The organism is Methanofollis aquaemaris (genome assembly GCF_017357525.1).
Taxonomy (GTDB): Archaea; Halobacteriota; Methanomicrobia; order Methanomicrobiales; family Methanofollaceae; genus Methanofollis; species Methanofollis aquaemaris.
In genome coordinates, this window is the sequence record NZ_CP036172.1 from 325,537 (window position 1) to 348,038 (window position 22,502).

The 22,502-nt window shown below is 58.0% G+C and carries 19 protein-coding genes; 5 read left to right on the top strand and 14 right to left on the bottom strand.

Annotation, left to right across the window (positions count from 1 at the left end; all coding sequences use genetic code 11):
• Position 1 precedes the first annotated feature (1 nt).
• Entirely contained in the window at positions 2-688 is a 687-nt protein-coding gene (locus tag RJ40_RS01460) for a hypothetical protein (protein ID WP_265581575.1), read from the bottom strand.
• A gap of 671 nt (positions 689-1,359) precedes the next feature.
• On the opposite strand from RJ40_RS01460, the gene RJ40_RS01465 reads away from it, so the two are divergent.
• The 3 genes from RJ40_RS01465 to RJ40_RS01475 are packed head-to-tail and all read left to right on the top strand — an operon-like array spanning position 1,360 to position 5,099.
• Complete coding sequence (locus RJ40_RS01465; RefSeq protein ID WP_265581576.1) at positions 1,360-2,670, top strand: acetyl ornithine aminotransferase family protein; 1,311 nt, start codon at positions 1,360-1,362, stop codon at positions 2,668-2,670.
• 7 nt (positions 2,671-2,677) lie between these two features.
• On the top strand, positions 2,678-4,252 hold the full coding sequence (locus tag RJ40_RS01470) for an aldehyde dehydrogenase family protein (protein WP_265581577.1): 1,575 nt from the start codon (positions 2,678-2,680) through the stop codon (positions 4,250-4,252).
• A gap of 49 nt (positions 4,253-4,301) precedes the next feature.
• Positions 4,302-5,099 carry a proline dehydrogenase family protein gene (locus tag RJ40_RS01475; protein WP_265581578.1) on the top strand — a complete coding sequence of 266 codons (798 nt, stop codon included), beginning with the start codon at positions 4,302-4,304 and terminating at the stop codon, positions 5,097-5,099.
• Here the strand turns inward: RJ40_RS01475 and cutA are convergent.
• The 5 genes from cutA to RJ40_RS01500 form a co-directional block, all read right to left on the bottom strand.
• Positions 5,067-5,423, bottom strand: a complete 357-nt coding sequence (gene cutA, locus RJ40_RS01480; RefSeq protein WP_265581579.1) for a divalent-cation tolerance protein CutA — start codon at positions 5,421-5,423, stop codon at positions 5,067-5,069. The genes RJ40_RS01475 and cutA overlap by 33 nt on opposite strands.
• Complete coding sequence (locus RJ40_RS01485) at positions 5,424-6,671, bottom strand: Glu/Leu/Phe/Val family dehydrogenase (RefSeq protein WP_265581580.1); 1,248 nt, start codon at positions 6,669-6,671, stop codon at positions 5,424-5,426.
• A 188-nt stretch (positions 6,672-6,859) separates the two neighbouring features.
• The gene (locus RJ40_RS01490; RefSeq protein ID WP_265581581.1) at positions 6,860-7,516 is read right to left on the bottom strand and encodes a DUF3800 domain-containing protein; all 657 of its coding nucleotides are present in this window, start codon (positions 7,514-7,516) and stop codon (positions 6,860-6,862) included.
• A 426-nt stretch (positions 7,517-7,942) separates the two neighbouring features.
• Positions 7,943-8,866 (bottom strand): radical SAM protein, encoded by a 924-nt coding sequence (locus RJ40_RS01495; RefSeq protein ID WP_265581582.1) that lies wholly within the window; start codon positions 8,864-8,866, stop codon positions 7,943-7,945.
• Positions 8,867-8,885: 19 nt separating this feature from the next.
• Positions 8,886-9,449 carry a cupredoxin domain-containing protein gene (locus RJ40_RS01500; RefSeq protein ID WP_265581583.1) on the bottom strand — a complete coding sequence of 188 codons (564 nt, stop codon included), beginning with the start codon at positions 9,447-9,449 and terminating at the stop codon, positions 8,886-8,888.
• A gap of 75 nt (positions 9,450-9,524) precedes the next feature.
• Here RJ40_RS01500 and RJ40_RS01505 point away from each other — a divergent pair, with 75 nt between their 5' ends.
• Entirely contained in the window at positions 9,525-9,899 is a 375-nt protein-coding gene (locus RJ40_RS01505) for a YigZ family protein (protein WP_265581584.1), read from the top strand.
• A 263-nt stretch (positions 9,900-10,162) separates the two neighbouring features.
• Here the strand turns inward: RJ40_RS01505 and RJ40_RS01510 are convergent, their stop codons facing one another.
• The 8 genes from RJ40_RS01510 to RJ40_RS01545 all read right to left on the bottom strand — a co-directional run bounded on the left by RJ40_RS01510 (position 10,163) and on the right by RJ40_RS01545 (position 21,764).
• Positions 10,163-10,906 (bottom strand): class I SAM-dependent methyltransferase, encoded by a 744-nt coding sequence (locus RJ40_RS01510; protein ID WP_265581585.1) that lies wholly within the window; start codon positions 10,904-10,906, stop codon positions 10,163-10,165.
• A 37-nt stretch (positions 10,907-10,943) separates the two neighbouring features.
• The gene (locus RJ40_RS01515; protein ID WP_265581586.1) at positions 10,944-11,882 is read right to left on the bottom strand and encodes a hypothetical protein; all 939 of its coding nucleotides are present in this window, start codon (positions 11,880-11,882) and stop codon (positions 10,944-10,946) included.
• 949 nt (positions 11,883-12,831) lie between these two features.
• Positions 12,832-14,577 (bottom strand): ABC transporter ATP-binding protein, encoded by a 1,746-nt coding sequence (locus RJ40_RS01520; protein ID WP_265581587.1) that lies wholly within the window; start codon positions 14,575-14,577, stop codon positions 12,832-12,834.
• Positions 14,570-16,357, bottom strand: coding sequence for an ABC transporter ATP-binding protein (locus tag RJ40_RS01525; protein ID WP_265581588.1), 1,788 nt, complete (start codon positions 16,355-16,357; stop codon positions 14,570-14,572). The genes RJ40_RS01520 and RJ40_RS01525 overlap by 8 nt, the downstream gene beginning before the upstream one ends.
• 832 nt (positions 16,358-17,189) lie before the next feature.
• A complete protein-coding gene (locus RJ40_RS01530) occupies positions 17,190-18,839 on the bottom strand; it encodes a hypothetical protein (RefSeq protein WP_265581589.1) in 1,650 nt (549 codons plus the stop codon).
• Positions 18,836-19,150, bottom strand: coding sequence for a hypothetical protein (locus RJ40_RS01535; protein WP_265581590.1), 315 nt, complete (start codon positions 19,148-19,150; stop codon positions 18,836-18,838). Before RJ40_RS01535 ends, RJ40_RS01530 begins: the two co-directional genes overlap by 4 nt.
• Before the next feature lie 164 nt (positions 19,151-19,314).
• Positions 19,315-20,940 carry a hypothetical protein gene (locus RJ40_RS01540; protein WP_265581591.1) on the bottom strand — a complete coding sequence of 542 codons (1,626 nt, stop codon included), beginning with the start codon at positions 20,938-20,940 and terminating at the stop codon, positions 19,315-19,317.
• A gap of 38 nt (positions 20,941-20,978) precedes the next feature.
• Positions 20,979-21,764, bottom strand: coding sequence for a hypothetical protein (locus RJ40_RS01545; RefSeq protein WP_265581592.1), 786 nt, complete (start codon positions 21,762-21,764; stop codon positions 20,979-20,981).
• Positions 21,765-21,977: 213 nt separating this feature from the next.
• Here RJ40_RS01545 and RJ40_RS01550 point away from each other — a divergent pair, with 213 nt between their 5' ends.
• Positions 21,978-22,151 carry a hypothetical protein gene (locus RJ40_RS01550; RefSeq protein ID WP_265581593.1) on the top strand — a complete coding sequence of 58 codons (174 nt, stop codon included), beginning with the start codon at positions 21,978-21,980 and terminating at the stop codon, positions 22,149-22,151.
• The last annotated feature ends 351 nt before the right edge of the window (positions 22,152-22,502 follow it).

The window sequence follows — 22,502 nt, forward strand, 5'->3', positions numbered from 1 at the left end:
TTTAGACCCCCGCAGTTGCTGGATCAATTCTCAAGTTCGAGTTTCCCTTAATAATGTACGACTCAACTCCCCCAGTATAAGCCACGAATCTTATCTGAGTATCAAATACAGCTCTTCCTGCTGCATTTTCAACAGTTTTTCCCTCATCAAGAAGATCCCAGAAATGATCAGACCAACATTCAGCGGTATTGACTTTGATTTCTTTTTCAAATCCGACTGCACAGTCTACACCGTTTGATGTTGACTCAGTCAACAGATTTCCATAAGTACTTTCAGTAGCACCAGATTTACATGCCACAAATACAGCAAGAGCAAGATCATTTAATTCTCCCGATGTAAAGTCTGAGATTGAATTTTGACCTGTGGTGGCAAAGATACGAGTTGTACCAAATTGTATTTGTCCCGGACCTCCATGACCACTGAAATAGAATACCTGATCATCTGGTAATCGGTTGAATGCGAAGTCTGCACGGCGATCTTTGTATTTAGATGTGGAATACCCCATGGACGCCTGTTTTTGCGCTGCATGCTCGATAAAAGAATATGTATCGATGCCGTCACTTACAGCGTAGTTGCTTGCTCTGTACGCTGACGCTGACTCAAACACTGGACTCAACACTATAAGAGTGCAGAGGACCAACATCCCCAGCATCAGAGATCGATTATCAATTCTCCATTTTTCTTCCATAATTCTCTCACCTTCCGGTCAGGAAGTTCTGAGAGGCACGTCCCGACTTCGAGTGAGAAGAAGTAGGTCAGTGCCTCAGGGCGACGGGGAGTTCATCGTTCTTGTGGATGAGGAGTGAACTCTCCCGGCGACTCAAAATATAATTCGTTCACTGATAAACATTCCGATATTATCTTGTGGAGTATATGCTCCCTGTGGAGATATTATCATTGATCAGTCTCCGAAACAAGGTGTGGCCAATCTCATGAATACTTGTTATGGCAGTCGAGTCCAGCCGTCAAAATAGTTTCGCGTCATAAAATAGAAGAACGATCTGCCCCCTGGCGGTCTAAGATGATGCCCTGCGATCTGCTTTGCTCTGTTCGCACCTCTCATATCTTTGAACTCTCTGGATTTAAGGCTCTGTAGAATCGCTTATGAAACAGAATCTCAGGCGGTTCTCTGATAAATACCGCCGGATTTTCATGGAAAAACCTCTCCCATTTGTAATGTTGAGTCCTGGATCTCCCCTCTTTCCCTCCTCCTCCCGAGCCCACGACGCGAGCATATAAGGGTGAAGATTTCTCCCCCGTAAATTTCCGAAACCAACCACGTTGATCCTGGTGAGGGGTCAGGCCTCCGATCGATTCTGGCATGCGCCCATTATTATATATCATCATAATATCTTCACCATGGAACCGCTCATCACGACCATGCCTCCTGGACCGCGTGCCCGCACCATCCTGGAGCGGGACCGGCGGGTCGTCTCCCAGTCGATGGCGCGGGAGTATCCCCTGGTCATCGAACGGGCCGCGGGCACCAACCTCTGGGACGTGGACGGGAACCGGTACCTCGACTTCACGGCCGGGATCGCCGTGATGAACGTGGGGTGGAACCACCCGGCGGTCGTCGAGGCGGTGCGAGAGCAGGCGGGCCGCCTCTCGCACGGGGCGTTCCTCGACTTCTGCTCTGAGGTGCCGGTCCGCTACGCCGAAACACTGGTGAAGATGCTCCCGGCCGGGCTCGATCAGGTCTACTTCTCCAACTCGGGTGCGGAGAGCGTGGAGGCCGCCCTCAAACTTGCCCGCCGCCACACGAAGCGGAAGTATTTCATCTCCTTCTACGGCGGTTTCCACGGCCGGACCTACGGGGCGCTCAGTCTCACGGCGACGAAGGTGATCCAGAGGAAGCACTTCGGCCCCTTCCTGCCGGTGGTCCATGCCCCATATCCCGACCCGTACCGCCCCTTCGGTCTCGAATCGGTGAGTTGCGCCGTCGACGTGATCCGGTATCTCAGGGAGGAGGTCTTCAGGACCGAGGTCTCGCCAGAGGAGGTGGCGGCCATCGTCGTCGAACCCATCCAGGGCGAGGGTGGGTATGTCGTCCCGCCGGCCGGGTTTTTGCGGGGCCTGCGGGAACTCTGCGACGAGTACGGGATCCTCCTGGTCGCCGACGAGGTGCAAACTGGGTGCTATCGAACCGGGCGGTTCCTTGCCTCCGAGCACGAAGGGTTCGTCCCCGACATTGTCTGCCTGGCCAAGGCCCTCGGCGGCGGGATGCCGCTTGGCGCCACGATCGCCTCGGAGGAGGTGATGAACTGGCCGCCCGGTTCGCATGCCAGCACCTTCGGCGGGAACAATGTGGCCTGCGCCGCGGGACTGGCGGTGCTTGAGATCATGCAGGAGCCGGGGTTCGGGGAGCATGTCAGGGAGGCCGGGGCGGTGCTCCTCGACGGACTTCGTCGGTTGTATGAACACCACGAGATTATCGGGGACGTGCGGGGGGTCGGGATGATGGCCGGGATCGAACTGGTCGAGGACCGGGTGAGCAGGGTGCCGGCGCGGGAGACCAGGAACCGCGCCCTGGTGCGGGCGTTCGAGCGGGGGCTCACCCTGCTTCCCGCAGGCGAGTCGGTGATCCGTTTCTCCCCGCCGCTCGTCATGGACGAAGAGGAGATCAGGGCCGGGCTCGCAGTCCTGGACGAGGCGATGGAAGGCCTCTGAGGAGTTGATGAAGATGAGAAAAGTTACCTATGTCAGCCTGGAATCGGACGAGGGGATGCATGCTTCCTATGAGGCGGCCCTCTCAGACCTGGAGAGCCGGCTCGGCCACCGCCACCCGCTCTTCATCGGCGGGAAACAGTTTACGACGACGCGGGAGTTTGCGGTCAGGTCGCCGGTCGACCAGGAGGTGATCACCGGCCACTTCCAGCAGGCCGGCGAGGAGGAGGCGAAGGCGGCGGTCGAGGTGGCGAAAGACGCATACCCGGCATGGAGCAGGACCGACCCGGCCGAGCGGGTGGCGGCGATGCGGGCGACGGCAAAGGTCCTCGACCGCGAGGTCTACTCCCTCGCCGCCCTCATCACCATGGAGGCCGGCAAGACGCGCTCCGAGGCCGTCGCCGAGGTCGGCGAGGCCGTCGACATGATCCGGTACCACTGCGACCTCTATGAGCGGGCCGACGGGTTCGTCGTCCCGATGCGGCCCGAGACGCCCGGCGCGACGAACCGGAGCGTGATGCGTCCGCACGGCGTCTGGGCGGTCATCTCGCCCTTCAACTTCCCGCTCGACCTCGCGGCCGGGATGGCCTCGGCGGCCCTCCTCACCGGCAACACCGTCGTGCTCAAACCCGCGAGCAAGACCCCGCTCTCCGGCATCAGGCTCTATGAAGCCTTTGTCGAGGGCGGGGTGCCGGACGGCGCCGTCAACCTGCTCACCGGTCCCGGCCACCCCTTCGGCGAGGTGGTCACCGCCCATCCGGCGGTCGACGGGATCGCCTTCACGGGCTCGCGGGAGGTGGGGATGTGGCTGATGCGCACCTTCCTGGCGCGGCAGGCGTACCCCAAACCGGTGGTGGCCGAGATGGGGAGCAAGAACCCCTGTATCGTCACCGGCACGGCCGACCTGGAGAAGGCGGTCGAGGGGGTGACCCGCGCCGCCTTCGGGTACGGGGGGCAGAAGTGCAGCGCCACCTCGCGGGTCTATGTCCAGCGCGAGGTTGCCGAAGAGTTTGCCGGGATGTTGATCCGGCGGGCCGGGGAGTGCGCCGTCGGTGACCCGCGAGAACGCGGGGCATTCATGGGGCCGCTCATCTCGGCCAGGGCAAAACAGACCTTCGAGGAGGCGGTCGCCAGGTGCCGGCAGGACGGCGGGCGGGTGCTGGCCGGTGGGATGACGCTGGAGGAGGGGGCCCTGGCCCGGGGGTTCTATGTGCAGCCCACCGTCGTCGCCGGCCTCCCCGAGAGCCACCCCCTCATGAAGCACGAACTCTTCGTCCCCTTCCTTTGCGTGCAACCTGTCGCATCTCTGGATGAGGCGATTCACCTTTCCAACGAGACCGGGTACGGCCTGACCGCCGGGATCTTTGCCGAAGACCCGGGGGAGGTGCGTTCCTTCTTTGACGGGATCAGGTTCGGAGTCTGTTATGCCAACCGGCGGGGCGGGGCGACGACCGGGGCGTGGCCGGGCGTGCAACCCTTCGGCGGGTGGAAGGCAAGCGGGTCGATGGGGAAGGGCGTCGGCGGGCCGTATTATCTCCTCTCTTTCCTCCGCGAGCAGGCGCAGAGCAGCCGGAACGGCCTCTGACCGCCACCTTTTTCTCGCCCCCCCGCTATTCAACGGCATGCGATTGGCCATGGAGCGCTGGCATCTTCCCGGCCTGAAGCAGGCGGTGGAGCGATGCCGGGAGAGGAACGGGCAGGGGATCACCTGCACGCTGACCCCGATCAGTGAATTTGCAAAAGACAAAATCGAGGCGAAGAAGTGGGCGTCAGAATTCGTCTCGGCCGTCCGTGCCGCCGAGAAGCGCAAACTCGACGCCGCGGTGGGGGTGAAGTTGACCGCGCTGGGAGGAGTCTTCGACCCCGAGGGGGCGCTGGAGCACCTGGACACGATCGTCGGCGATGGCGAACGGCGCGGGGTCGCCATCGAACTCGATATGGAAGGGCGGGGGCTGGTGGACCTTGCCATGGAGGCGGCGTACCGACATGCGACCGCCGAGCCTCCGCTCACCCTTGCCGTGCAGGCCTACCTCGACCGAACGGTCGACGACCTCTCCCGTCTTGCGGTGACCGGGACCAGACCGCGTCTGGTGAAGGGGGCGTACCTCGGGGACGCCGACGACTTCTTCGATGTCCAGGCCAGGTTCAGGAGTGTCGCCGCCAGGCTCATCACCTCGGGCCGTCCCTTCTCGATCGGCACCCACGACCCCGACCTGGTGGCCTGGCTCCTCGATGCCGGCGGGGCCTCGAAGGAGCAGGTGGAGTTCGCGTTCCTGACCGGGCTGGCCGACCGGACAAAAGAGCAGATGGCCGGGCAGGGGTGGAGAGTCAGGGAGTACATCCCCTTCGGCGAGGCGGCGGGGGCCTATGTGGAGCGGCGGCGGCGCTACCTTGCAAACCTACGGGCACTCGGGAGGATGCCGCTCCCCTGAAGTCTCCCCTTTTCGCGTCTCGCCGGCAATCCAGGCCAGGTAGTCGGCATCGCCGCCGATGACCGGGAGAGCGATGATCTCGGGGACATCATAGGGATGCGCTCCTTTCAGGGCGTCGGTGAGATCGGAGAGGAGATCTCTCCTCGTCTTGATGACCAGGAGTTCTTCACGCTCGCTGGTGACCGTCCCCTCCCACCAGAAGACCGACCCCACGCCAAAGAGACTTACGCACGCGGCCAGTCGTTTCTCGACGACCAGTCCGGCGATCCGTTCGGCGTCCCCCGACGGGGCGGTGCAGAGGACGACGACGATTTCGGCGTCCATTCAGACCCACCCCCGCGTCCGCATGGCGTCGAGGGTGTTGCTCACCGCGATGGAGTAGGCCGCCCGCCGAAGCGAGGTGCCGGAGATGAGGGCCTTCTCGTGGACGCTATGGTAGGTGTCCTTCATCTGTTTGCGCAGTCGCCGGTCGACCTCGGCCTCGTCCCAGTGGTCGAGGGTGGCGTTCTGCACCATCTCGAAGTACGAGACGACCACCCCGCCGCCGTTGCAGAGGATGTCGGGGAGGAGGAGCACCCCGTTCTCTTCAAGGGCGCTCTCGGCCGCCTCGGCCACCGGGCCGTTCGCAAACTCGGCGACGATCCCGGCCCGCACTTCCCCGGCATTCTCTTCGGTGATCGCGTTCTCGAGGGCCGCGGGGATGAGGAGGTCGACGTCGAGGGTGAGAAGGTCGCTGCTGCTCATCTCCCTGCCCCCCGGAAACCCGGCGACCTCCCCGGTGGCGTGCTTGTGCTCGATGAGGCGGTTGATGTCGAGACCCTCCCGATTCATCACCCCGCCCTGACTGTCGCTCACCGCCACCACCTTCGCCCCGGTGAGGACGGAGGCGAGGCGGGCGGCATGACTGCCCACGTTCCCGAAGCCCTGGACCGCGACCGTCGCTCTGGCAAGATCGATCCCGGCGTCCTTTGCCGCCTCTTCGACGACGTACCACCCGCCCCTGGCCGTGGCGTCGACCCGGCCTTCCGAACCCCAGACCGCGAGGGGTTTGCCGGTGATCGCCCCGAAGGCGTTTCTGCCGGCGATCCTGGAGTACTCGTCCATCATCCAGGCCATCACCCTCGCGTTCGTGTAGACGTCGGGTGCGGGGATGTCCTCGTCAGGTCCGATGAACCTGGAGACCGCCCGGATATACGCACGGCTCAGCCGTTCGAGTTCGGCCTCCGAGAGTTCTTTGGGATTGCAGATCACCCCGCCCTTCGCCCCGCCGAGGGGGAGGCCGAGGAGGGCGCACTTCCAGGTCATGATCGCCGCAAGCCCCCTGATCGATTCCAGGCTCTCGTCGGGGTGGAAGCGGATCCCGCCCTTCGTCGGCCCGCGTGCGTCGTTGAACTGGACCCTGAACCCCTCGAAGACCCTGGTCTTCCCTGAGTCCATCCTGACCGGGATGGAGACATGGAGCTCGCGCATCGGCATCGTGAGGGCGGCCTCGGTCTCGGCGTCCAGGCCGAGGTCGGCGGCGCAGGTGCAGACATGCCTGATGATGGTTTCGAGGAGTCCGGTCGCGCTCATAGTGAGGGCAGCATTCTCGCGCGCTGAGATAAATATGGTGTCTGGGGATGGGGAGTACCTTACAGATGAAGATTGATGGCCAGATAATTATATATTTCATGTGTTGCTATGTGGTTGTAGTGAGTAAATCCTTCCCGAAAAGGATGAGGCCGCCTTGAGGCGGGTGGGACGAAGTAGGGAAGGGGTCACTATTTTCTGCGTCCGTTAAAGTAATCCAGTGCAATGGTGATGCGATTTTCAAACACAGAGTAGTAGTCATTATAGGGCAGAGGTTCTCTGTAATGTCGGTGCACTGCTCCTGCAATAAAATCAACAGCCTGTATGCAATGATTCTTTTTTGAATCAGCGTGGAGAATTTCCAGATCATGCTCCCCCGTGTGGTTCGAATGCTCCTCCATCGAACGATAAAGAAGATATTTATCAAACTCATCTCTGACCACACCATCCAGAGATTTGTCTATTATCACATTGACATCATGTGAACATCCGTACTCTGATAATATTGTCGAAACAAGAGAACCTGTGATATAATTGTACAAAACCTGGCGTTTATCTCTGAGATTAATGTAGACCTGTTCTTTTCTCAGGACTGCGTATGCGATATCAACATCCGTCCTTGAGATACATTCCAGCACACGCCTTCTGTATGTGTCATCAGTATTGTGGTATTTTAACTCAGAGATGTTTTTGTATTTCTTTGGAAATTTTTTCTTGACCCTCTTCATACAGGTCTTACACTGCTGAACTTTTTCTGGCCCTTCTGCGATAATTGCTCCTACGATAAAGTATGAAGAACTATTCCCGCTAAAACCGAGATCGCCTGATTCATCAATGTAAATATTCACGCCATGAGGGGATGGCAGGATGTCGGAAATACAATCACCCCTGATCTGATCAATAGAATTGATGAATAATATATTGCATGGCCCATTCAATGTGGGCAATTTTATAGGTGGGTCTACAAAATGGTTCTAAAGTATCTGAAACTTGGACCTTATAGAATCGCTCATGAATAGAAAGCACACCTCAAGCATACCGAATGGAAATCTTTTATAGCAGATCTTCAGGGTGATTCATAGTAACCCATTCCCTATTCCAGGCGCATGTGTGAACCAACCGCCTTCCCACATCTTCGCGCCGGGGGCACTGCCCCCGGATTCCCTGGACGAAGATTGGGCCGGGAAGGCATAATCGATGAATATGAAGAGGGTTTTGTCGTCCCCACCCCTATCCTGACACGGGGGATCGGGGACAACCAACCCGCCGGCCCATCAAAACCCCCGCCGCAACCCCGCCCGCCGCGCCTCGGCCACCGCCTCCTCGTACTCCTCCCTCCTGAGCGCCCGGCCCAGACTCTCCTGGCACGGCGCAGTCCCTGCGGCGGCATGCCACATCGGGCGGTACTGGTCCATGACATTCACATACGCATCCCGCGAGACCTCTTCGGCGATAAAGCGAAAGACCTCGCGGCTCCCGGCAAGCCCGTCGGGGAGGACGAGGTGGCGGATGATCAGACCCCGCACCGCGACTCCCCGCTCGTCGACGACGAGATCGCCGACCTGCCGTTGCATCTCGACGAGTGCGGCCTTCATGTACCGGGTGTAGTGCGGGGCATGGGAGAGACGGCGTGCGGTCTCGTCGTCGCCGTACTTGGCGTCCGGCATATAGATGTCGAAGACCCCGTCGAGGAGTTCGAGGGTCGGGACGCAGTCGTAGCCGCCGGTGTTGTAGACGAGCGGGACGGAGAGTCCTGACCCCGCGGCGATCACCAGCGCCCCGAGGATCTGAGGGACATAGTGGGTCGGCGTGACAAAGTTGATGTTGTGACAGCCCCGCCGCTGGAGGGCGAGCATCATCATGGCCAGGTCGTCGCAGGAGACCTCCTGCCCGGCGCCCTCCTGGCTGATGGGATAGTTCTGGCAGAACTCGCAACGCATCGTGCAGTTAGAAAAAAAGATCGTCCCCGACCCATACCGGCCGACCAGTTCGGGCTCTTCCCCATAGTGCGGCCCGAAACTCGAAACCTTCGGTTCTGCTCCGCTCCGGCAATATCCCCGCTCCCCATGGAGACGGTCGACCCCGCACTGCCGCGGGCAGAGCGTGCAGGCAGAGAGAAGCGCCCGGGCCTCCCCGGCCCGGCGTGCAAGTTCCCCGCTCCTGAGGAGGGAGAGGTATGAAGTCTCCCTCTCTCCCATCGGTCTGGACCCGGTGCTCTTACGTCACGACGAAACTACCGGTCATCTGGTTCGGGTGGACGTCGCAGCGGAAGAAATAGATCCCCGGCTCCTCGGGTGCGGTGAAGGTGTAGGAGATCTGGGCCGGGCCGGTGATGACATCGCCGCGGAAGATCGTCTCGACGGCGGCGGGCGTCTTGTACACCGCAAAGTTGTGGTCGACCCCCTCGTCCTGGTTGTCGAAGTTGATGATGACCGGCGCCCCGGCCGGGACGCTGATCTCGTCGGTGTTGAACGCATTGTCCAGAGCGCTCAGGTCAAAGGTCACGCTCTCCCCTGAGGGCACAATTTCCTCGGTCTCGGTCTCGTTCGTCGTCTCATTCGTCGTTTCGTTCACGACCTCGACGGTGGTCTCGGCCATGGTTTCCGTTTCAGTCTCGGTCATTGTCTCAGTTCCGACTGCAGGTTCGGTCACCGTTTCGGTCACGGTCGTCTCTATCGGTGTCGGCGTGGGCGTCGTTGTCCCTGGTTCCCCCGTACACCCTGCCGCCATGACTACGGCGACCAGGGCGGCGAGTGCCAGCAAGCGTACCATCGCGTGCATGGTGCCGCAGAGGGTGATGGCGGTTCATATACCTTTCGGGCTTCTCTATATGCCGGCCCATCGAACCATAGAGTGATGCGCGAACTCGCTGCCGTGAAGACCGAGGTGAAAAAATCGCGCTTCTACGCCCACCTCTATGTCCTTGACGACCCCGACGAGATCACAGAGGTGCTCGACCTCCACAGAAAAGCATACCGCAGGGCCGCCCACCACTGCTCTGCCGTGCGGTTTCTGCCGGGAAAAAACCCGGTCGAGGCCACCAGGAACGACGGCGAGGTCGGCCACCCCGGCAAGGCCCTCCTCGCTGTCCTGGAAAAACATGCCCTCGACCACCACGCTCTTGTCGTCTCCCGGATCTTTGGCGGGATCAAACTCGGCCCCGGTGGGGTGACCCGGGCTTTCAGGGACGCCGGCGAGTATGTGGCTGATTATTATCGAAATGAGGGATGAGGAGTTGTGTAAAACCCCTTGATCACTCCATATTTATCTCACCAAAGAAGGACAACTCCGCATCCATTCCGGGCCTGAAGACCGGGGGCTTCCCGAGCCCTCCGCGGGGTGGCGGCACCATGCTCTGCACGATCTCTTTCTGACAATCGTTATGACCGCACATCCCGGGGCGAGAAGGGGAGATGGCGCGGAACCACAGGATTACGAAAAAAGTATCGGACATTTGAGGGATGACCGGGCACTAAGTCTCCCTTCGTCTCCCTTCACTTCCGCATCACAAAGAAGACATACCCGTACTCCGCTGCGTGCGCCCGGTACACCGCGATCTCTTTTTTCGTCATCTCGACAAGTTCCATCGCCCCGGCGTCGCCGGCGTGCTCAGCCGCAAACTCCTCAAGCCTTGTCTCAAGGGGACGGTAGTAGTCATCCCACCAGGCCGCTTCAGGGAGCCTGAACGAACCGACGAGGTCAAGGCCGCAGTCGGCGATGACCGCCGTATATTCTGCTTCGGTCCTGATCGCGGGGTAGATCTCCGCCCAGAAGGCCTTCGCCTCGGCCGAGGGGGCGGCGGTGAACCAGGCCGACTCGGAGACAGCCATATATCCGCCGTCTTTGAGGAACTGCTTCCAGTACGAGAGGCCCTTCTCAAAGCCGATGATAAAGATCGATCCTTCGGCCCAGATGAGATCGAAGGAATGGTTCTCGAAGGGGAGGTCGTCCATCGAGGCGCATATCGTTTTGATCCGGTCGGCGACCCCGGCCGCCGCGGCCCGCTCCTCCAGGGCGTCGAGGACGGGACGGTGAACGTCGACCGCCGTGATCCTCGCGTCCGGGCAGAGTTGTGCCAGGGCGAGAGTCTGCATTCCCGACCCGCACCCGACATCGAGGATCTCAGGGTTCTCTGGGAGTTCGGGGATCAGGGCAAAGGCGCGGGCCGTGCTCTCGTCGTTGCCCGGCCCCTGCCTGGGAAGGGTCTCGAAGAGGCGACAGATAAGTGAAATGTCCATAGAGGGGGTGACACCCCCTCTTTCAAACTGTTTGTGGTCAGACCTGGCGGTCAAAGACGAACTGCTTCGAGCCGTCGGCCCCTTGGGCGGCGACGGCGACATTCACCGGCGTGCCGTTGTTGTGGACCGCCGTCCCCTGCCAGGTGGCCCGCGACCCCTCGAAGGCCAGAAGCCCGTCGACGGGTTCGACGGTCACGGCAAGACCATTCGCGGCAGCGACGGTAGCATTCGAGGCCTCGACGCCGTCGAGATAGACCGAGAAGTGAGGGTCGGTGAGGACGGAGGTGGCGGGCACTTCCTGAGCGGTGAGGACGATGGTGTCGGGCGCGGTGCGTTCGACCGAGATGACGCTCCTGCCGATCGCCGCGACGGTCGGCTCCGTGCCGGGCATCGCATGGGCGACGAGCGGCGGGAGGAACATAAAGACAAGGATGATGAGGACGGTCGAACCGAGGACCAACCGCGATGCCCGGGCATTCTCTTCGGGGGTGGTTGCCTTTTCCAGAGAGGAGAAGAAGATGAGGGCCCCGAGGACGGCAAGGACCACCATGGTCAGGGTCAGGAACATGAGGGAGAGAGCATGACTGAGAATTAAGGAGGCATGAAAGATGAGATCCCCGACCAGGTCGACGCTCCCGTGACTGAGGAGATCTGAGACCAGAGTCAGGATCACGAAGACGAAGCAGGCCATACACCCCGAAACACCGCCCGCAAAGGCAGCCTGCGCCCGGTTCTTCCCGGGGTACAGCGCGACCGCGACCATCCCGGCAAGGAAGAGGGTCAGGAAGCAGAGCACGAGGGTATGGGCGCAGCCGATGGTGAAAAAAATGCCATGTTCGAAACTGAGGAGATCATACCAGCACCAGTCATAGACATATGATCTCAGGAATACAATCATCCCGCCGCCGAGAATTCCGGCAAGGAGCGAGGCGGGGAGGAGACGCACAAGGTCTTGAAGAGTCTGTTCTGTGTTCATGATACCACTGGTTGAAAATCAAAAGGTCGGGGAGAGGATTCATCGGCACGGCCATGCTCTCGCTGCATCGCCCGGGTCCGGAGAGGCATGTCCGGCCTCAATGTGTCGCGGGATGAGAGGGAGAGTTCACGGCATGGACGAATGAGAATCAGAATCCTCTGATAGTTTGAAATTGAATTTATTCTCAGATATATTTTCTGATCGAATCGTATGGGTTCAATATGTCCTGTGGAGTCTGTGGTGTGGCGGGTGAACCTCGTGGATGTCGGTCATGGCAGTCAGGTCCGGTCAGGTCACCGAAAACACCCCATGAACCGGGCAATGTCCTTCACAAAGGCGATACATTGCCCTCCCCCCCGGGGATCCGGGAGCAGCGCCCGCGGCGCGATTGAGAGAGAGACGTCCCCACCCTGAAACGCTGCTCAGCAATTTTCATCCCATATGCTTGAGCCTGGGGTTCATGCAAAATTACCATGAAAATGATCCTGAATATCGGCCCTTGAGATTTTGATGGAGATTGAAAACACCTGCATCAGGCGAGACCCATACACAAAGAACAGAAACGTCTTCTGAACAATTGTCTCTCTGCCTTCCCCGCCCAATCGCAATCCCGGGGGTCCGGGGGCAGCGCCCCCGGCATGAGAAGGCATGATGATCAGACGTGCCGCCCTCATCGTCGAATCTTCACCGTCGTCTCGCGCCGGGGGGTTTCACCCCCCGGACCCCCCACGGACCGAAGATAGGTGGGGGCGGCCATGGAACACGATCCCCTCCGATTCTCCTCTCTTGAAAAAGCGCGATCAAGCGACGAAAAATTTTCATCCCATATGCTTGAGGCGTGTTCTCGCCTCATGCAAAATTCTACAGAGCCAGAGAACAAAAAAATCGGGTGTGGAGAATCCGATCCGGTTGCATCGGACGTCTGCGATCCGTTCCGGACATCCTCCGATTATATCGACCAGTCCATACTCTGGCGCTGGAGACCGACCATATGCTTATACAGTCCTCCCTGCTCGATCAACTCATCAGAACTGCCCTGCTGTGCCACATACCCGCCGTCCAGCACGACGATCTTGTCGGCATTCGCAACCGTCCGCATCCGGTGGGCGATGACCAGCACGGTCTTATCTTTGATCAACTGCGAGATGGCGGTCTGGATCTTCGTCTCGTTCTCGACATCCAGAGACGCCGTCGCCTCATCCAGCAGGACGACCGGTGCGTCCTTGAGCAACGCCCGTGCGATGGAGATCCGCTGGCGTTCACCGCCCGACAACGTCGAACCGTTCTCGCCGATGACCGTCCGGTACCCCTGCGGCAGGCGGGAGACGAAATCGTCGCACATCGCCGACTTCGCGGCCGCCATCACTTCTTCGTCGGTTGCGTCCCTTCTCCCGAGCCTGATATTTTCCATCACCGTATCCTGGAAGAGCACGACGTCCTGGAAGACGATGGCATAGTTTCTCAGCAGCGCTTCGGGATCGACCATGGAAACATCCACGCCCCCGAGCGTGATCGTGCCATGATCGATATCCCAGAAGCGGGCCGCGAGTTTTGTCGCCGTACTCTTCCCGCCGCCCGAGGGCCCGACCAGCGCCGTCACCTCGCCCTGCTTCGCGGTGAACGAGACATCTTTCAGGACCGTCTCGCCCTCGTTATAGGAGAACCCCACATGATCGAAGACGATATCGTAGCCCTTCGTCGAATACTCCTCGACGCCCTCCTGCACCGGGTGCTGCATGATCTCGTTCATCCGATCGATACGCACATCGACATGGATGATCTCGGCGATATTGGCAATGACCCCGGAGAGAGGATCATAGATCCTGGACGCCGCAATCAAAAAGATCAGGAAGGTCAGCAGATCGGTCTGGCCGTTGATCAACAGACTGCTCCCGACCAGGATCACGGTCGCCAGTCCCAACTTCAACACCATCTCCGCACTCTTGACGAACACCCCTGCGGTGAACTCTGAAGAGATCTGTGCCTTCTCGGACGCGTCCAGTTTCCGGTCCAGACCGTCCAGATAGGCCTCTTCCCGGTTGTAGGCCTTGATGTCCTGCACCGTCTCCAGGCACTCCTGGATCCCGTCCGCACAGGCACGCTTCGCGTGGTAATGCTTCTCGACCCCACTCTTGTGTACTCTCTTCGAACCGAGGATGATCACCAGGGCGACCGGTATCACCCACAGCAGGGCCACTCCCATCTTCCAGTCAAAGATCAACAGCCCGATCCCGACCAGGACCGTCGAGATGCTCGCACCGACCAACTGCGGGATCGCATGCGAGAACGCATGTTCCAGGTCGGCACAGTCGCCCATGACAGTGTTGGTCAGGTCGGAGAGGTCTTTCTTCCCGAAGTACGATAAGGGCAGGTGCCGCAGTTTCTCTGCCAGCGAGATCCGGCGCGTCGCACTCTCAGCGTAGGTGGAAACAAATACACTGGTATACTGGACCCAGTGACAGACGTACATAAATCCCAGGATGAGCACGCCCAGCACCGTGTAGAGCACAATGTCGGGCGGCTGACTCGCCGGCGCCCCGAAGATCGGTTTCAGAAGGGCGTCCAGCAGGAGCACCAGAAGACCCAGGGGCACCATCAGACTGATGTCGGCAAGGGCACAGTACAGACTCCCTTTGATGAGATCCTTTGCGCCCTGTTCGCTGAGCGCGAACCGGTTCTGTAGATATTTACGCATGACTTTCCTCCTTTCCCACTCTCCATTCTACGGAGTGCTGGTATTCCTGCCACATCTCTGCATACAACCCGTCTTGTGCAAGGAGTTCATCGTGAGTTCCCTGTTCTTTCACCTCGCCGTCCTTGACGACCATGATGCAGTCGACGTTGCGCACCGACGAGAGCCGGTGGGCGATCATCAGCACGGTCTTGTTTTCGGTCAGTTTTTCAAAGGCACGCTGGATCTGGTATTCGTTCTCGGGATCCGCAAATGCCGTCGCCTCGTCCAGGACGACGATGGGGGCGTCCTTGAGGATCGCACGGGCCAGGGCGATACGCTGCTGTTCGCCGCCGGAGAGGTACACCCCGTCTGTCCCGACGACCGTGTCCAGGCCCTCAGGGAATTTGTCGAGGATGTCGGTACACCGGGCCAGTTCTGCCGCCCGGAGCACTTCCTCGCGGCTGGCACCAGGTCTGGCAAACCGGATATTTTCCAGGATGCTTGCCTTGAACAGATGAGCGTTCTGGAACACAAACGCAATCTGGTCCATCAGAGAGTTCGACGCCATGTGCCGTACGTCCACGCCGCCCACTTCGACCGCACCCTCCTGAACGTCCCAGAACCGTGGGATGAGACTTGCAATGGTGGTTTTCCCTCCGCCGGACGGGCCGACCAGCGCATAGGTCTTCCCTTCGGGGATCACAAAACTGACATCGCTGACCGCCTTCCCCTCGCTCCCCGGATAGGTGAACGAGACGTTCTTAAAGGCAACAGAATGTTCTTTCGGCTGCTGCGGACGGGCGGGTTCGGGGAGAGGTTCGTCGTCCAGGAGTCCGGTGACACGGTTCACCGCTTCCATCGCGACAAAATACCCTTCTGCCAGACGCATGATCTTGTTCATCATCACCGCACAGACCGGAGTGAAGAGGATGTAGAAGATCAGGTTCAGGAGGAAGGCCTGGTAGTCGGGGGCGTGCGCGATGAGCAGCAACCCGACCGGGACCAGCAGGACAAAGGTTCCGTTGAGGGCGACGGTGTACTTCGTCATCGGCGAACGGCACCGGATCGAATAATCCAGCACCCACTCTTTGTAGTTCCGAATGGATTGATGGAAATTTTTGAACGAGTACACCGTCTGCTGGAAGACTTTGACCACCGGGACGCCGCGCACATATTCGACGGCCTCGGTGTTCATCTCTTCCAGGGCGTCCATATATTTCTGGATCGAACCCCGATCTCCTCCCATCATCTGCTTGAGATAGTAGACGCTCACGACAAGCGGGATGAGACTCACGAGCCCCAGTCTCCAGTCAAAGACAAAGAGCAGGGCCAGGATGGCGAACGGCATGACCACCGCACCGGCAAGGTCGGGCAGGAGGTGTGCCATGAAGGTGTGCGTGGTCCCGGCGTTGTCGTCGATGATCTTTCTCATGCGACCGCTGGTGTTCTGGTCGAAGAAGCCCAGAGGCAATGTAACGATTTTGTGCATCGCCTCTTTTCTCATGTTCTTCTCGACACGGAACGCCGCCAGGTGGGAGCACATCAGCGCGGCAAAGTAGAGCACAACACTGAGAACGGCAAACCCGACCGCCAGCCATCCGTACCAGGTGACGCCGGCGGCGGCGGAGAGGTCGGGCCATGCAGCAAAGACGTCCCTGACCACATACCAGATACAGATATAGGGAGCAAGGGAGAGCACGGCACTGATCGCAGACAGAATGCATGCCGTCACAATCAGGATGCGATGATTGCCTGCAAGTTCAAAGAGCCATGAAATCCCTCTTTTTTTATTTTCTTTCACGAAAATCTCCTCTTACATATTTTGATCGTCTATTCTTGATCGGTCCTGCTGCCCGGACAGTTCTGTCCGTGCTGCGAGGCCTCGTCCTGACAGGACAGAGGGGACCGGAACCGGCCGGGGTGTGCCGGGATGACGTGCCCTCCGGCAGGTTCGCATTCATTTGGAGATAAATCAGTCGGACGCATATCTTATCAGAAAATATGCGATTCGGCCGCAATTAACCAGAGCCGAACTCTCTTCGGAAATGGAGATTTTTCCTGAAAGTTTTGGGTAAAAATGCAAGCCGAAAGATGGGAGGGCCATGCCCTCATGGCAACACGAAAAAACGCGAGGAAGGAAAAATGAGAGGACGTTTCACCTCACGTCGTGAACAGATGAGCATGTACGATGAAGTCATCAATCCTGGACTTTGTAGGCGGCACGGTTGATCGATCACCGTCCCGATCCCTCGCGTCGATCCATCGCACGCCTTCCCTCATGATTCGCGCGGGGGGTTGCGACCCCCGGACCCCCCACCCCGGGATTGGGTCGGGAAGGCAACGCCGGAGATCCTGACCGCTCCCCGTCTGGCAAAACCGCGGACATGAACACCACTCACTCTCTCTCCGTGGGGGTTCGGAGGTGCAACCCCCCGGCGCGAGACGGCGGGGAAGATTCTGCAATTGGGGGCGGCACATCCGATCATCATGCCTTCCCTCCATTGAACGTCTGGATCATATTTCCATGAAAACCCCATTGAAATCCGGAAAAGAATTCAATGTGTCTGTTCTCATCGGTTCAACATGAGGCGCAAGCCTCATGCCGTTTCATGGTAACACCCCTGACAATTGCATCATGAATGCTCTCCACCACGCCCTTCCAGATATCTCCGATATTTTTCCCGGCACTCCTCAAGATGGGGTATGAGAGGATAGTTCATGGAAGAACTCTCAATCCAGAGCGGGGATGTACCGACCAGAGCGATGTACGTCTCGACCATCGCAAATAGTTCTTCAATCCAATCTTCGAGCCTGAACCGGATGTCCCGTGCATCGGTACCCGGCAGATACCAGTTATCGAGTGAGAACAGGATCGTACCATCTTCACCGGGGGTGAGGGTTATGGTTCGCTGACCAGGGGTGGTCAGATCGATTGGAAACGCCTTCCATTCAAGGCATTCTGCTACTGCAAAGAGGGGACCCTCTACAAATATTGTCGCCCAGAAGAGTTCTTCATAGAAAATGTCATCGAATAACACCTCCCCGTCAACCGAGAGGGAAAACCTGGACAGAGCATTTTCCGGAGTTTTACCTTCGGTGAGGGTGACACCGAACGAGAGATGTGACACCTCGCCGTCCGGTGTCGGGGGGAGTACCGGCCGGTATGCACGCCAGGCGCGATCTACGAGAGCATCGTAGTCCAGGATCTGCCCGTCGCCAGGCAGGATCCCCTGACCGGAACAGCGCACCATCACTTCGTTCCGACGATCGGCCAGTACCCGGGGGTATGGAGTCCTGCTCACATGCGGGTGGATCTCAAGCACCTGCCAGAGATACCGGTCCACAGCATCGACGACGACCTCCACATAGTCCCTCACCGGCATCGCCGTCTCCTGCATGACAACGGCGTCTGATTCCTGTACCGAGATCTGCACCAGACCGCGGCCACAGGGTTTCAAGACCAGATGGGGGCAGGACAGAGAACCGGACCAGATGGTGACAGTCTTTCCATCGAGCAGTTCGAGGCCGGATTGAACGAACCTCCCCAGCAGAGAGAATAGGGAGGTTTCGATGAAATGATCCCCGGAGGTATCGGTTTCTCCCCCAAATACAGGGACATCATCTATTTTCAGGGAAAAAGAACCTCGTTGCCTTAACCATGCGTCCCAGGGTATGCTCTCAATATCTGACGTATCAACCAGGTAATTTTTCGGAGAGAGGTTTTCTTCATCGATGAAAAATTCGAGAGCGAAAGGCGCTCCGTTTCCTTTTTCTAATAGATCTCCGATATCAACATCCGACTGGATGGCGTCCGATCGCGGATCTGTCAATTCATGGATACTCACCAGATCTCCACGACCGATTTGAAGATGGAGATGGTCGCCTTCATGGAAATGATCCTGATCTTTCTCAGGCAGGTCAATCATGATCGCGTCGGGGCCAGAATTCACGATACCATGACTTCCCTCATAAATGCCATTCTGCATGGTCCCGATGTGAACAAGTGTACCCCATACTTCGAACGAAGACGAGCCCCGGGTATCGGTCAGGATTCGTGGAACAACTTCCGGGATCTTCTCGATACCCATATCAATACTGCTTTCTATCTCGACCGCCACCCATTTCCAGAGCATCGAGAGAGGGCACTTCACAAACCAGGAAATGAGTTCAAGCCTGGTACCGTCCAGCATCTCAACCGTAACCAATTCGTCATAGGACTCCCCCTCATAGAGACTGTTGGGCTCGATCTCCAGAACCCTCACCCTGAGCAGGGTCGAGATCATTGGTCCGCACCTCCCTCAGCGATCACGGGGAGACGAGCGTCCTGCATCCTGAGGACGCCTCCGGGCACATATTGGGTGATATCGATGTCACGGTAGTCGCCGTTCTCATAATGGTGTGTGCTGTGAGAGAATGATATATACGAATAGAGCGCAGTGACGTCCTGACTTTCCCACATGCAGTTTTCAGGCATTTCTGTCTCTTTCACAGCCCACACAAGTGCCCGGCGGACCTCGTCACCGGACCGCACGACACAATCCCGGTGGTTTCCATGGCTTCCGGGTTTTTTATTGACATTTTTTTTCGAACTCATCGGTACATTTCCTCCTGAAGGTGTTGTTCATACAGAAGGACGGGGTAACCCCATCCCGGATCTGCTCCTTTTCATGCTCAACTCGGTTGTCTCACGTGGTGAAGACGCGGGACGTGTCTCGCTTTCAAGAGAAGGCACCAGATTCCCTTATCAACCTTCCAGGATCATTTCTCCAGGTGACGCCACCAGAACTGTTCGGGATAATAGTCGGCGGCGGTGTCGGCATAGATGCCGACACTGAAGTCACGATGCCTGTCATCAGCGTCAGAATACACGTCACGGTGCAGTTCATCGAAAGCGTCTACCTGAATCTTCATCTCTGTAAGGTCGTGGTCCTTCGCCATCTCCATCATCAGGATCTCAAGGGCATCGCGCTCGTTGAGGGTCTGTTCAATCTCTGTCCGGTAGGGTTCAAGGACGGTCACCAACGCCACCACAAGCCAGTAGTTCTCTACGAAAAACTGCAACTCGGTAAAGGCCTGCTCCCTGAACGGTGCGCCGCCACGCGCTTCAAGGTCGGCAAACCGCCGGTTCAACTGCTCATACTCGACCCTGGCAGAAGAGAGATCGGTTCCTTTTGTCTCATAATAATCCAGAAGAAAACCCAGGAAATATTTGCAGCAGTACGGTGCCCTGGCGGTGTAGCGCCCCTTTACCTCAAGGGTGTCCGTGTGGGTTTCGGTCTCGCCGATCACCACGGCATAGCGATCCAGCGCCTGCCGCACCAGACCAGAGAGGGTATCGGTGGTATGCTCGCTCATTCTCATCAGTGGGATGAGACAGGCATCAATGAAGGACATATCCGACTTCTCCCTCATCATTTCACTCACTTCCTCCAGCGAGATGAGACCGTCCCGCTCGTCGACATAGGGCAGGTAGACACCTGAGACCCCGGTTGCTTCGGGCCGGAAGTACGACTGGATCTCTCCTTTCTCGTTCCCGGCCGCAAGGGTGTTGCTCGCACGGTCGTAGACTATCAGGTTATGAAGGTCGGCCTGATAGTAGACCTCCACTCCATCACGCAGGGACGCAAGGTGGCAGGCCTGCTCGAAATACTCCTGCATCATCCACTTGTTTCCCACCGTGATCAGATCGAGGGGAGCGAGATTGCGGGCCTGCCTGCAGTATTCATGCACCCCTTCCCGGTCGCTGAACTCCCCGGAAAAACCGAAGTCAGGCCCATGACGGGCAAAGTGGAGAGACGAGATGTCGGGGGGGATACGCTGTGCGAGGATAAGGGAAGGGTGCGCCCACCAGAACGGATCTGGGGGTAGATAAAAATACCATGAATCAAGACGGCGGATCTCCTCTTCGGCAAGGTTCCCGATACCCAACTGATATTTGAAGCGCAGAACGCGGTCGAGGGCAGCGATCCTGATATCGATCTCATGGAGGTCGTGGTCACGCCTGAGTTCGGCCCGAAGGATTTCTATCGAGTTCCGGCGATCAAGACTGTCATCAACTCTGTCCGGGAAGACAGGATGTAAAAAGGAACGGACATCCCGCCAATAATTGTCGATCCGATATTGGAACTCCTCCATGAGTTTTTTACGGAGTGGTTTGCCAAGATGCTTCTCGGTCGCCTCCCACTTCGTATTCAGAAGTGTGTACTGATCTTTGTACTCCGACACATCGACGCCTGCTCCCTCAAGATAGGAGAGGAGGTACCGGGCCTCGCTTCTTCGCCGATAGGGATAAGATGCACGAAACTTCCCGTCGACTTCAATTTTGTCAAAAAAAGCATTGGTGCTCTCAATACTTCCGTGAAAATATTCTAAATGCCACTCCAACCTCTGAATTAATTCCTCTGACATTTTCTATCTCCCGATCATTTCCTGGGGTGACGCCACCAGAACTGTTCGGGATAGTAGTCTGCGGCGGTGGCGGCATAGATGCCAGCATCTCTGAATTCGTATTCAAAATAATATATGTCCCGGTGCAATTCTTCGAGAGCGTCCACCTGGATCTTCAACTCTGTGAGGTCGTGGTCCTTCGCCATCTCTATCATCAGGATCTCAAGGGCGTCGCGCTCGTTGAGGTCGTGCTCGGCTTCGGTCAGGTAGGGTTCGAGACTGGCCACCGACGCCGCCACCCGCCAGTAGTTCTCCACGAAGAACTGCAACTCGGCATAGACCTGCTCCCTGAACAGTGTGCCGCCGCGTGCTTCGAAGGCGGCAAGCCGCCGGTTCAACTGCTCATACTCAGTTCTGGCAGAAGAGAGATCGGTTTCTTTTGTCTCATAATGATCCAGGAGATAACCCAGGAGATATTTGGAGCAGTACGGCGCCCTGGCGGTGTAGCACCCCTTCACTTCAAGGGCGTTCATGTGGGTCTCGGTCTCGCCGATCACCGTGGCATAGCGATCCAGGGCCTGCCGAACAAGTTCTACGGGGGTCTCGGAGGTGGCGGCCCGTTCAGCCTTCCCCTTCAACGGGATAAGCAGGCCGCGTGCATCCCGTTCGTCGACGTACGGGCGGTAGACGCCTGAGACCCCGGTCGCTTCAGGCCTGAAGTACGACTGGATCTCTCCCTTCTCGTTCCCGGCCGCGAGGGTGTTGCTCTCGCGGTCATAGACCACCAGGTTATCGACATCGGCCTGATAGTAGACCTCCACTCCCTCACGTAAGGACGCAAGGCGACAGGCCTGCTCGAAATACTTCTGTACGCCCTCATGGTCGCTTAATCGCCCAGAAAGGCCGAAGTCGGGGCCGTGACGGGCGAAGTGGAGAGATGAAGTGTCAATGGGACCGCGCTGCGCAAGGATGAGAGACGGGTGTGCCCACCAGAATGGATTTGGGGGAAGATAGAGGTCACGGGATTCGAGACGGTGGATCTCCTCATCAGTAAGATTCTTGATATCTCGTTCATATTTGAAGCGCAGAACCTGGTCGAGAGCGGCGACCTTGAGGTCGATCTCATGAAGGTCGTGATCGCGGCGGAGTTCGGTCCGAAGGGTCTCTATTGCAGTACGATGATCGAGATCATTGTCAACTTCGTCTAGAAAGTCGGGATCTAAAAAGTGACTGGCAATTCGCCCGTACTTTTCGACCTCGAACTGTAAGTCCACCATGAGTTTATCACGGAGTGATTTGCCAAGAAGATCTTCTGTTTCTTTCAACTTTCTACAGAGGAACGAATACTTCTTCCTGTATTCGGAAACCTCAATTCCATTGGATTCAAGATAGGATAAGAGATATTTTAATTCATATTTTGAATTATAAGGGGAATGAGCGGAATATCTTCCAAGAACCTCCAGTCGATCAAAAAAAGTTTGAGTTTCCTCTATATACTTCTCGAAATATTTCATATTTCTTTCGAGCCGATTTACGTATCTATCCAGCATTTGTTCATC

Excerpts from the sequence above, each read along its gene's own strand:
- RJ40_RS01460 (WP_265581575.1), bottom strand. The coding sequence starts at position 688 with ATGGAAGAAAAATGGAGAATTGATAATCGATCTCTGATGCTGGGGATG.
- RJ40_RS01465 (WP_265581576.1), top strand. The coding sequence starts at position 1,360 with ATGGAACCGCTCATCACGACCATGCCTCCTGGACCGCGTGCCCGCACC.
- RJ40_RS01470 (WP_265581577.1), top strand. The coding sequence starts at position 2,678 with ATGAAGATGAGAAAAGTTACCTATGTCAGCCTGGAATCGGACGAGGGG.
- RJ40_RS01475 (WP_265581578.1), top strand. The coding sequence starts at position 4,302 with ATGGAGCGCTGGCATCTTCCCGGCCTGAAGCAGGCGGTGGAGCGATGC.
- cutA (WP_265581579.1), bottom strand. The coding sequence starts at position 5,423 with ATGGACGCCGAAATCGTCGTCGTCCTCTGCACCGCCCCGTCGGGGGAC.
- RJ40_RS01485 (WP_265581580.1), bottom strand. The coding sequence starts at position 6,671 with ATGAGCGCGACCGGACTCCTCGAAACCATCATCAGGCATGTCTGCACC.
- RJ40_RS01495 (WP_265581582.1), bottom strand. The coding sequence starts at position 8,866 with ATGGGAGAGAGGGAGACTTCATACCTCTCCCTCCTCAGGAGCGGGGAA.
- RJ40_RS01500 (WP_265581583.1), bottom strand. The coding sequence starts at position 9,449 with ATGCACGCGATGGTACGCTTGCTGGCACTCGCCGCCCTGGTCGCCGTA.
- RJ40_RS01505 (WP_265581584.1), top strand. The coding sequence starts at position 9,525 with ATGCGCGAACTCGCTGCCGTGAAGACCGAGGTGAAAAAATCGCGCTTC.
- RJ40_RS01510 (WP_265581585.1), bottom strand. The coding sequence starts at position 10,906 with ATGGACATTTCACTTATCTGTCGCCTCTTCGAGACCCTTCCCAGGCAG.
- RJ40_RS01515 (WP_265581586.1), bottom strand. The coding sequence starts at position 11,882 with ATGAACACAGAACAGACTCTTCAAGACCTTGTGCGTCTCCTCCCCGCC.
- RJ40_RS01520 (WP_265581587.1), bottom strand. The coding sequence starts at position 14,577 with ATGCGTAAATATCTACAGAACCGGTTCGCGCTCAGCGAACAGGGCGCA.
- RJ40_RS01530 (WP_265581589.1), bottom strand. The coding sequence starts at position 18,839 with ATGATCTCGACCCTGCTCAGGGTGAGGGTTCTGGAGATCGAGCCCAAC.
- RJ40_RS01535 (WP_265581590.1), bottom strand. The coding sequence starts at position 19,150 with ATGAGTTCGAAAAAAAATGTCAATAAAAAACCCGGAAGCCATGGAAAC.